Here is a 9,705-nt window from a genome sequence, read left to right as displayed (position 1 = left end):
CTCCCGCGGTCGGCGACCTGGGCGTCGGCGCGATGTCCGGCATCGCGCCGACGCCCAGGTCGCCGACCGCGGGAGCACCCGCGCCGAGCAGGGCCGGCGCCAGGTAGCAGACCACCTCGTCGACCAGCCCCGCGCGCCAGAAGGCCGCGGCGACCGTGGGCCCGCCCTCGAGCAGGACCGTGCGGACCTCCTCGGCCGCCAGGGCCTGCAGGGCCGCGCGCGGGTCGTGGGTGCGCAGGTGCAGGGTCTCGGCGCGCGCGTCGAGCAGCCGGGAGCCGACGGGCAGGTCGCGGTGGCCCAGGACCACGCGCAGCGGCTGGCGGCCGGGCACGTCGGCGCCGTCGGCGCGGACCGTGAGGGCGGGGTCGTCGGCCAGGGCGGTGCCCGTGCCGACGAGGACGGCGTCGTGCGCCGCGCGCAGCCGGTGCACGTCGGCGCGCGCGGCGCGGCCGGTGATCCAGCGGCTGGACCCGTCCGCGGCGGCGGCGCGGCCGTCCAGCGTCGAGGCCCACTTCCACGTCACCCAGGGCCGGCCGCGGCCGACCGCGGTCCCCCACCGCTCGTTCAGCCGCTCGGCCTCCGCGGCCAGGACCCCCACCTCGACGTCGACGCCCGCGCCGCGCAGCACGGCGGCGCCCCCGGCGGCCCGCGGGTTCGGGTCGGCCGCGGCGACGACGACGCGCGTGACGCCGGCATCCAGCAGCGCCCCCGTGCACGGGGCCGTGCGGCCCGTGTGCGCGCACGGCTCGAGGGTGACCACGGCCGTCATCCCGGCCGCCGGGCCGGCCAGGGCGCGCAGCGCGGCGACCTCGGCGTGCGGCGTGCCGGCCCCCGCGTGGAAGCCCTCGGCGCGGACGGTGCCGCTCGCGTCGAGGAGGACGCAGCCGACGCGCGGGTTGGGCCCCGTCGCGGGGCCGCGGGCGGCGAGCTCGAGCGCGCGGCGCATGGCCGCGGTCTCCGCTGTGCTGGACAGTTCGTGCCCCCTGCGCGTCGACGGGTCCGGGACGGACTCCGGGGGGGCGCGGGGGTGCGCAGCAGCGCACCTCCGACGGGTGCCGGGGCAGGGCGCAGCAGGGCGCCCCGCAGCGGCACCGCGTGCTGCCTCTCATCCGGACTGTCACCGTCGGTCCCGGAGTTCCACCGGGTCAGCCCCCGCCGAGGCGGGGGCTCGCGGACTGTCACCGCCGGTTCGGGTTTCCACCGACCCCGGAGCACGCGTGTCGTTCGGTTCTCGGCCTCAGTGTGCCACGGGGGCCCGCGGCGGCCGCGGCCCCTCCGGGCGCCCGCTCAGTGCGCGCAGGCCGCCGTCGCGAGGGCGCGCAGCTCGGTGATCGCGCCGGCCGCGTCCTCGGCCCCGTAGACCGCGGACCCGGCCACGAACACGTCCGCGCCCGCCTCGGCCGCGCGCTCCACGGTCCGGGTGGAGACGCCCCCGTCGACCTGCAGCCACACCTCCAGCCCGGCGGCGCCGATGGCCTGCCGGGCGCGGCGGATCTTCGGCAGGGTCACGTCGAGGAAGCTCTGCCCGCCGAAGCCGGGCTCCACCGTCATCACCAGCAGCATGTCCAGCTCGGGCAGGAGGTCGGTCACGGCCTCGACGGGTGTCGCGGGCTTGAGCGCCATCCCTGCGCGGGCGCCGTGGCGGCGCAGCTCGCGCGCGAGCCGGACGGGCGCCGCGGCGGCCTCGGCGTGGAAGGTCACGCTCTGCGCGCCCACCTCGGCGTACGCGGGGGCCCAGCGGTCCGGGTCCTCGATCATGAGGTGGCAGTCCAGCGGCACGGGCGTGACGGCCAGCAGCGCCTCGACGACGGGCAGGCCCAGGGTGAGGTTGGGGACGAAGTGGCCGTCCATCACGTCCACGTGCGCCCAGTCGGCCATGGAGATCCGCTGCAGCTCCGCCGCGAGGTGGGCGAAGTCCGCGGACAGGATGCTGGGGCTGACCTGGATCGTCACGCCGGAACCCTAGGGCTTGCGCGCCACGTCGGCCGGGCGGAGGTCGGCGACGTCGCCCACGCCCATCTGCCGCAGGGTCGTGACCAGCTCGTCGTGCAGGCGCTGGAGCACCGCGGAGACGCCCTCGCTCCCGCCGGAGGCCAGGCCCCACATGACGGGCCGCCCGACGTGCACGGCGCGCGCACCCAGCGCGAGCGCCGCGGCGACGTGGTGGCCGGCGCGCAGGCCCGAGTCGACGTGCACCTCCACCTCGCCGCCCACCTCGGCGACGACCTCGGGCAGCGCGGCGGCCGACGTGACCGAGGTGCCCAGTCGTCGCCCGCCGTGCGTGGACACGAGGACCGCGGCGGCGCCGGCGTCGACGCAGCGGCGGGCGTCGCGCGCCGTCAGGACGCCCTTGACCGCGACGGGCAGCCCGCCGCTGACCTCGCGCAGCCAGCCGATGACGTCCGGGGTCAGGTCCTCGGCGGAGCGCAGGCCGTGCGGCCCGGCGGACTCCAGCTCGGCGGCCGTGAGGTTGACCAGGCGCGCCTTGCCGGGCGTGTCGGGCCACTCGGTCGGCTCGATGCCCGGCAGCGCGGGCGCGAGCGCGGTGGTGTCCACCGTCAGCGCGAGCGCCCGCGCGCCCGCCGTGGCGGCCCGCTCGACGAGGCGCTGCGTGAGCGAGCGGTCCTGCATGACGTACACCTGGTACCACCACGGGGCGCCCGTCCCGGCGACGTCGGCGAAGTGCACCCCGGTGTTGGTGGACACCCCGAGCAGCGAGCCGTGCTCGGCGACGGCGCGGCCCGTGAGGACCTCGCCCTCGGGCCGCGCCGCGACCTGCTGGGCCATGGGCGCGACGAGCACGGGCGTGCGCACCCGGGTGCCGAGGACGTCGACCGCGGTGCCGATCGTCGTGGTGTCGTGCAGGACGCTGGGCCGCAGCCGGAGGTCCTCCCACGCGGCGAGGCCCTCCCGCAGGCACTCCCCGCCGCCCGCGGAGCCGCGGTAGTAGGCGGCCACGTAGGCGGGCAGGAGCGCGTCGGCGCGCTCGGCGATCTCGTCGACCCAGGTCACGGCGACCATCCTGCCGCGCGTCAGGACGTGCGGCGCAGCAGGGCCACGTGCATGGCGTCGGTGCCGTGGGTGTGCGGCCACAGCTGCACCGCCGTGCCGGCGGCCGCGCCGGGGACGTCGACGAGGCCCGCGAGGACGGCCGGGGTGTCGAGGCGCTCGACGCGCTGCCCCTTCCTGGCCGCGGCCTTCAGGACGTCGTCCACCACGAGCCGCGTCTCGGCGAGGACGGGCGAGCAGGTCGCGTAGGCGACCACGCCGCCGGGGCGCACGGCGTCCAGCGCGGAGGCCAGCAGCGAGCGCTGCAGCGGGCCGAGGCCGCCGAGGTCCGCCGGCCGCCGCCGCCAGCGGGCCTCGGGACGCCGGCGCAGCGCCCCCAGCCCCGTGCAGGGCGCGTCCACGAGGACCCGGTCGTAGTGACCGGGCTCGTCGTCGCCGACCTGGCGACCGTCGGTGACGCGCACCTCGACGGGGCCGCCCGGCCCCTCGGGCACGGCGCGCAGCGACGAGCGGACGAGCTCGGCGCGGTGGCCCGCGATCTCCACGGCCGTCAGGTGGGCGCCGCGCTGCACGGCGAGCGCGGCGAGCAGGGCGGCCTTGCCGCCGGGGCCGGCGCACAGGTCCAGCCACCGCTCGTCGCGGCCCTCGACCTCCGCGCGCGCCAGCAGGTGCGCAACGAGCTGGCTGCCCTCGTCCTGCACGCGGGCCTTGCCGTCGCGCACCGCGGGGACCTTGCCCGGGTCGCCGTGGCGCAGGACGGCACCCGTGGGGGACCACCGCCCGGCCCGCACGTCGACCGCGGAGTGCGGGGCCGTGAGGTCCTCGACGCTCGCGAGGCCCGGCAGCGCGGACAGCGCGACGGCCGCGGGCTCGTTGTCGGCCTCCAGCAGCTCGCGCAGCTCGGCCGGGTCGTGCCCGTGCGCGCGCAGCGCCTCGCGCAGGCTCCGCACGACCCACTCCGGGTGGGAGAACCGGACGGCGAGGTGCCCGTCGGGGTCGTCCGCCTCGTCGGGGGCGACCTCGTCGAGCCAGGGGCCGAGCTCGTGACCCGCGACGCGGCGCAGGACGGCGTTGACCAGCCCGGAGGGGCCCGTGCCCAGCTCGTTGCGCGCGATGGCCACCGACGTCGCGACGGCCGCGTGGTCAGGTACCCGCATGGCCAGCAGCTGGTGCGCGCCCATCCGCAGGGTGTCGAGCACCCCGGCGTCGAGGTCCTCCAGCGGCCGGTCGATGACGGTCGCGATGAGCGCGTCGTAGCTGCCCCGCCCGCGCAGGACGCCGTAGGTCAGCTCGGTCGCGAAGCCCGCGTCGCGGCCCCGGACCCCGCGCTGGCGCAGGGCCTTGGGCAGGGCGAGGTTGGCGTAGGCGTCCTCCTGGGCGACGGCGCGCAGCACGTCGAAGGCGACCTGGCGGGCCGCGTCGACGGAGGTGAAGCGGTCCCGCTTGACGCCCGTGCGCTCGCCCGCGGCGTCGCGCTTGCCGGCCCCCGGGCGGTCCGGGCGGCCGCCACGGGTGCGGGCGTCGCCCCGGGGACCGCCCCCGCCGCGCTCGGGTCGTCCGCCGCGCGCCGGCGGCCTGCTGCCCGCTCCGCTGGACTCGCTCACTGCAGTTCCTCCTGCTCCTCGGGCCGCACACCGCGCGCCCAGTCGATCCCGGACATGACCCGCTTGCCCGCGGGCTGCACGCCGGTCAGCTCCAGCAGTCCCTCGCCCGTCCCCAGCAGCACCCGGCGGCGCTCGACGCGCAGCCGCCCCGGCGCCAGCGGCTCGCCCTCGACGGGCAGGACCTCCGTGACCTTCAGGCGCTGACCGCGGAACGTCGTCCACGCGCCCGGGTCGGGGGTGCAGCCGCGCACGCGCCGGTCGACGTCGACCGCGCTCGCGGTCAGGTCGACGCGCGCCTCCTCCACGGTGATCTTGGGGGCGAGGCTGACGCCCTCGGCCGGCTGGGGCTCGGCCGTCGCCGTCCCGGCCGCCAGGGCGTCCAGCGTCCGCACGAGCAGCTCGGCGCCGCTCACGGCGAGCCGCCCCAGCACCTCGCCCGCGGTGTCGCGGGGCCGGACCTCCTCGGTGAGGCGGCCCAGCACCGGCCCGGTGTCGAGGCCCTCCTCCAGCTGGAACACGCACGCGCCCGTCACGGCGTCGCCGGCCATCAGCGCGCGCTGCACGGGGGCGGCGCCGCGCCACGCGGGCAGCAGCGAGAAGTGCAGGTTCACCCAGCCGAGCCGCGGGACGTCGAGCGCCGCGCGGGGCACGAGCGCTCCGTAGGCGACGACGGGGCACACGTCCGGCGCGAGGTCCGCGAGCGCCGCGAGGAAGTCCGGTTCGGCGGGCCGGCGCGGCTGCAGCACGGGCAGCCCCACCGCGCGGGCCCGTTCGGCCACGGGTGAGGCGACCGGGCGCCGGCCCCGGCCCGCGGCGGCGTCGGGGCGGGTGAGGACGGCGACGACCTCGTGGGAGGAGTCGAGCAGCGCGTCGAGGCTGGTGACCGCGACGTCGGGGGTCCCGGCGAGGACGAGCCGCACTACCTCGCCTGACCGAAGGTGGCGTGCGGGCTGACCCGGACCTGCGGGACCTCCTGGCCGAGCCACTCCGCTTCGCGGACGGCCTTGAGCGCGAGCTTGCGCTGCGCCTTGTCCAGGCGGTCGATGAAGAGGACGCCGTCGAGGTGGTCGGTCTCGTGCTGGATCGCGCGGGCCTTGTACTCCGAGCCGGAGACGGTGATCGGCTCGCCGTGCATGTCGAACCCGCGCGCGACGACGTGCAGCGAGCGCCTGGTGTCGGCGATGATCCCCGGGAACGACAGGCAGCCCTCGTCGCCCTCCTGGCACTCGTCGGAGAGCTCCAGGACGGGGTTCACGAGGTGACCGATCTCGTCGTCGGCGTGGTAGGTGAACACGCGCAGGGAGACACCCAGCTGCGGGGCGGCGAGGCCGCCGCCGGGGGCCGCGAGCATCGTCTCCTCGAGGTCCTTGACGAGCTGGCGGAGCTCCTTGTCGAAGGTGGTGACCTCCTCCGCGCGCTGGCGGAGGACGGGGTCCCCGAAGAGTCGGATCGGCTGGATCGCCACGGTTCTCCCTGGACTCGGCGTGCTGACGTGCGGGCCCGAGTCTACGGGCCGCCCGGACACCCCCGGCCCGGCCGCGGCCGGCGACGGCGGGCCCGCTCGCCGCCCCGCGCGGTGCCTGCGAGGATCCCGCCGGGGCCCACCCGAGCCCTGCGGGGACGAGACGACCGACGACGGGACGCACGCGATGGAGCGACGCAGGCTGGGCCGGCTGGGGCACGAGAGCTCGGTCCTCATCTACGGGGGCGCCGCGCTGGGCGGCGTCGACCAGGACACCGCCGACGTCTCCGTCCAGGAGGCCCTGGACGGCGGGATCAACCACTTCGACGTCGCGGCGAGCTACGGCGACGCGGAGCTGCGGCTGGGACCGTGGATGGCGCGCATCCGCGACCGGGTGTTCCTGGCCACCAAGACGGGCGACCGCGACCGCGAGGGCGCCTGGGCGTCGATCAACCGCTCGCTGGAGCGCCTGCAGACCGACCACGTCGACCTCATCCAGCTGCACGCCGTGGGCGACCTCGACGAGCTCGACCGGGTCACCGGGCCCGGTGGTGCCCTGGAGGCCGCCGTGCGCGCGCAGGAGGAGGGACTGGTGCGCGCCGTCGGGATCACCGGCCACGGCACGGGCGCCGCGCAGACCCACCTGGAGGGCCTGCGCCGCTTCCCCTTCGCCTCGGTCCTCACGCCGCTGAACCCCGTGCTGTGGCGGGAGGAGACCTTCCGCGACGCCTACACCGCGCTCGTCGCCGAGGTGCAGCGCCAGGACGCCGCACTCATGACGATCAAGACGGTCTCGCGGCGCAACTGGCCCGACGGGACCACGCAGGGCCACTACGCCACCTGGTACGAGCCGTACGACGACGCGCAGCGCATCCGCGCTGCCGTGTCGTGGGTGCTGGCGCACCCCGAGGTGACGGGCCTCGCCACGGCCGGGGACGTCCGCCTGCTGGGCATGGTCCTGGCGGGCGAAGGCGACCGGATGCCCGCGGAGGAGGCCGAGACCGCGCTCCTCGACGACCCGGAGTACTCGTCGCCGTTCCTCAACTCCATCTGATGGCCCCGGGCGACACCACGGGGACGGCCGAGGTCGTCCACACCGCCGACGGCCTGACGCCGACCGACCGCGAGGAGCTGGAGGACCTCGTGGCCGCGGTCCGCGCGGCCGTCCCGACGGGGCGGCTGGGCGTCGCGTTCTCGGGCGGGGTGGACTCCTCCGTCCTGCTCGCCCTCGCCGTGCGCGCCCTCGGGCCGGCGCGGGTGGTCGCGCTGCTCGGGGTCTCCCCCAGCCTCGCCGTCGACGAACGCGTGGCGGCGCACGACGTCGCCCGCAGCGCGGGAGCGTCGCTGGTGGAGCTGGAGACCCGCGAGGGCGACAACCCGGACTACCGCCGCAACGGCCCGGACCGCTGCTTCTTCTGCAAGGACGAGCTGTTCGCGACCATCGACCGCGACGTCGTGGCGGCGCACGGGCTGAGCGCGGTCGCCTACGGGGAGAACGCCGACGACGCCCGCCGCCCGGACCGCCCCGGGTCGCGGGCGGCGACCGAGCACGCCGTCCTGCGGCCGCTGGCCGACGCGGGCGTGGACAAGGCGCAGGTGCGGCGGTTCGCCACCGCGCTGGGCCTGCCGAACGCGCACAAGCCGGCCGCCCCGTGCCTCGCCTCGCGCATCCCCCACTTCAGCGAGGTGACCCCGGAGAAGCTCGCCCAGGTCGACGCCGCCGAGTCGGGGTTGCGGCGTCTCGGCCTGGGCGACGTGCGGGTCCGCCACCACGGGGAGATCGCCCGCCTGGAGGTTCCCGTCGCGGACATCGTGCGGGTCGTGGGCGAGGAGTTCCGCGAGGACGTCCTGCGGGCCGTGCGCTCGGCCGGGTTCCGGTTCGTGGCGCTCGACCTCGCGGGCATCCAGTCCGGCGCCTTCACGCTGCCGCTGGTGGGCGTGCGTGGCGCCTGAGCCCCTCGCCGGGTCGTGGACCCCGGCCGAACCGCTGGCCGCGTTCGCCGACCTCGACCACGACCGCGCCGCCCGTCGCGGTCTGGCCGAGGCCGTGCTCTGCGAACCCAAGACCGTCGAGCAGGTGCGGGCGATCGCGGTCGACCTGCGGGAACGCGGCGCCCGCACGCTGTTCACGCGGGTGACGGCCGAGCAGGCCGACGCCCTCGCCGAGGTGCTGCCCGACGCGGCCTCCGACCGGCTCGCGCGGCTGGTGGCCTGGCCCGCGCAACCCCCTCCCGCCACGGGCGGGCTCGTCGTCGTGGCGTGCGCGGGCACCTCCGACCTCTCCGTCGCCCGCGAGGCGGCGCTCACCGCCCGCCACCTGGGGCGCGAGGTCGTCGAGGTCGTGGACGTGGGCGTCGCGGGGCTGCACCGCGTCCTGGGTCACCTCGACCTGCTGCGCTCGGCGCAGGTCGTCGTGGTCGCCGCGGGCATGGACGGCGCGCTGCCCAGCGTGGTGGCGGGCCTCGTGGAAGCGCCGGTCGTGGCCGTGCCGACGTCGGTGGGCTACGGCGCCGCGTTCGGCGGGGTGGCCCCGCTGCTGACGATGCTCTCCTCCTGCGCCCCCGGGGTCGCCGTCGTGAACATCGACAACGGTTACGGCGCAGGTCACCTTGCCGCGCAGATCGCGCGCTACGCGCCTGCCTGAGCGGTCTCGGCCGTCCGGTGTGACGGCAGACCCCGGCTCACCGGCTCATCGTGCCCCGCCACGAGCAGCGTGGGCGACGACGTTGCCAGGTTCGCTAGGGGCGCGATCGGGCGGTGGTTCCCCCCCTCAGAGGAGCCGGCAGCCGGTCAGAACGGTGGTGGGGAATCGTCGTCCGGTGGTGGTGGTGGTGGTGGTGGTGCAGACCGGCGGGGGCGTGCATCAGTGCGGCGTCGGTGCGCGGCGGTGGTTTCGTAGACGTACTGGGTCTTGAAGCGGTGGTGGGTGCGGCACAACGCCTGCAGGTTGCCGGCGGTGCTGCGTCCTTCGGGCCAGGCGACGATGTGGTCGAGGTCGCAGTCGAGGGCGGGGACCCGGCAGCCCATCCCTTGGCAGGTGTCGTCGCGGGCGGTCACGAACCGGCGCAGCGCGGCGGTGGGGCGGTAGGCGGTGGCGGCGACGTCGATGACGTCGCGGGTGCCGGGGGCGGTGACCACCGCCCGCCAGCACGCCCCGGCGTCGCCGGCCAGCTCCCGGGCGACGGGGGCGGGGACCGGGCCGAGGCCGGCGATGAATCCGTCGTGCTCGTCGAGGCCGGCGAGGGTGGAAGCGTCGACGCTCACGTGGACCTGCACGCTGGAGGCGGGGCGGTGAGTGCGGCCCGTCGCCACCGGGTGCTCGGCGTCGGCGGGGGTGGTCGAGTCGCTGCGGGCGGGGACCTCGCACGCCTGGGACTGGCGGGTGAGGCCGTCGGCGATGAGGTCGGCGACGGCGTCGTTGGCCCGGGTCGCGTGGTCGCGGGCGTCGGCGAGTCCGGCGGCGCTCTCGGCGTCGGCGGTGGCGTCGGCCGCAGCGGTGGCGAACGCCTTCAGCCGGATCGCGTCAGCAAGGGGCAGCACGAGGGTGACGTGGGCGAAGGTGTCGTCCTCGCAGACCTCGACGGTGAGTTCCCGGGTGGCTTCGGGTCGGCTGATGGTGACCGCGACGAA

At 77.1% G+C, this 9,705-nt stretch carries 10 protein-coding genes and 1 riboswitch; of the genes, 3 read left to right on the top strand and 7 right to left on the bottom strand.

Going from position 1 to position 9,705, the window contains the following annotated elements:
* The 6 genes from ribD to def form a co-directional block, all read right to left on the bottom strand.
* Positions 1-946: bifunctional diaminohydroxyphosphoribosylaminopyrimidine deaminase/5-amino-6-(5-phosphoribosylamino)uracil reductase RibD (gene ribD / locus GTR02_RS16105; protein WP_166608513.1), on the bottom strand; the 946-nt coding region annotated here is incomplete at its 3' end.
* A gap of 145 nt (positions 947-1,091) precedes the next feature.
* Positions 1,092-1,219: riboswitch (FMN riboswitch) on the bottom strand.
* A gap of 68 nt (positions 1,220-1,287) precedes the next feature.
* Positions 1,288-1,953: a ribulose-phosphate 3-epimerase gene (gene rpe / locus GTR02_RS16100; RefSeq protein WP_166608512.1), complete on the bottom strand. Its 666-nt coding sequence runs from the start codon at positions 1,951-1,953 to the stop codon at positions 1,288-1,290.
* Positions 1,954-1,962: 9 nt separating this feature from the next.
* Positions 1,963-3,012 (bottom strand): alpha-hydroxy-acid oxidizing protein, encoded by a 1,050-nt coding sequence (locus GTR02_RS16095; protein WP_166608511.1) that lies wholly within the window; start codon positions 3,010-3,012, stop codon positions 1,963-1,965.
* A 20-nt stretch (positions 3,013-3,032) separates the two neighbouring features.
* On the bottom strand, positions 3,033-4,613 hold the full coding sequence (locus GTR02_RS16090) for a transcription antitermination factor NusB (protein WP_166608510.1): 1,581 nt from the start codon (positions 4,611-4,613) through the stop codon (positions 3,033-3,035).
* Positions 4,610-5,533 (bottom strand): methionyl-tRNA formyltransferase, encoded by a 924-nt coding sequence (gene fmt, locus GTR02_RS16085; RefSeq protein ID WP_166608509.1) that lies wholly within the window; start codon positions 5,531-5,533, stop codon positions 4,610-4,612. The genes GTR02_RS16090 and fmt overlap by 4 nt, the downstream gene beginning before the upstream one ends.
* Positions 5,533-6,078 carry a peptide deformylase gene (gene def, locus GTR02_RS16080; RefSeq protein WP_166608508.1) on the bottom strand — a complete coding sequence of 182 codons (546 nt, stop codon included), beginning with the start codon at positions 6,076-6,078 and terminating at the stop codon, positions 5,533-5,535. The genes fmt and def overlap by 1 nt, the downstream gene beginning before the upstream one ends.
* 184 nt (positions 6,079-6,262) lie before the next feature.
* Here def and GTR02_RS16075 point away from each other — a divergent pair, with 184 nt between their 5' ends.
* Genes GTR02_RS16075 through larB form a run of 3 tightly spaced genes read left to right on the top strand, consistent with a single transcriptional unit; the run spans position 6,263 to position 8,719 of the window.
* Positions 6,263-7,129: an aldo/keto reductase gene (locus tag GTR02_RS16075; RefSeq protein ID WP_166608507.1), complete on the top strand. Its 867-nt coding sequence runs from the start codon at positions 6,263-6,265 to the stop codon at positions 7,127-7,129.
* A complete protein-coding gene (gene larE, locus GTR02_RS16070) occupies positions 7,129-8,028 on the top strand; it encodes an ATP-dependent sacrificial sulfur transferase LarE (RefSeq protein ID WP_166608506.1) in 900 nt (299 codons plus the stop codon). Before GTR02_RS16075 ends, larE begins: the two co-directional genes overlap by 1 nt.
* Entirely contained in the window at positions 8,018-8,719 is a 702-nt protein-coding gene (gene larB, locus GTR02_RS16065) for a nickel pincer cofactor biosynthesis protein LarB (protein ID WP_166608505.1), read from the top strand. Before larE ends, larB begins: the two co-directional genes overlap by 11 nt.
* Before the next feature lie 146 nt (positions 8,720-8,865).
* Here larB and GTR02_RS16060 read toward each other — a convergent pair.
* Positions 8,866-9,705, bottom strand: an 840-nt coding sequence (locus GTR02_RS16060; protein WP_166608504.1) for an HNH endonuclease, incomplete at its 5' end; no start/stop codon positions are given.

This window comes from Kineococcus siccus, assembly GCF_009906795.1.
Lineage (GTDB): Bacteria > Actinomycetota > Actinomycetes > Actinomycetales > Kineococcaceae > Kineococcus > Kineococcus siccus.
Note: the sequence above shows the minus strand (reverse complement) of the source record. Positions and strands in the feature narration are given on the sequence as shown.

Excerpts from the sequence above, each read along its gene's own strand:
- larE (WP_166608506.1), top strand. The coding sequence starts at position 7,129 with ATGGCCCCGGGCGACACCACGGGGACGGCCGAGGTCGTCCACACCGCC.
- GTR02_RS16075 (WP_166608507.1), top strand. The coding sequence starts at position 6,263 with ATGGAGCGACGCAGGCTGGGCCGGCTGGGGCACGAGAGCTCGGTCCTC.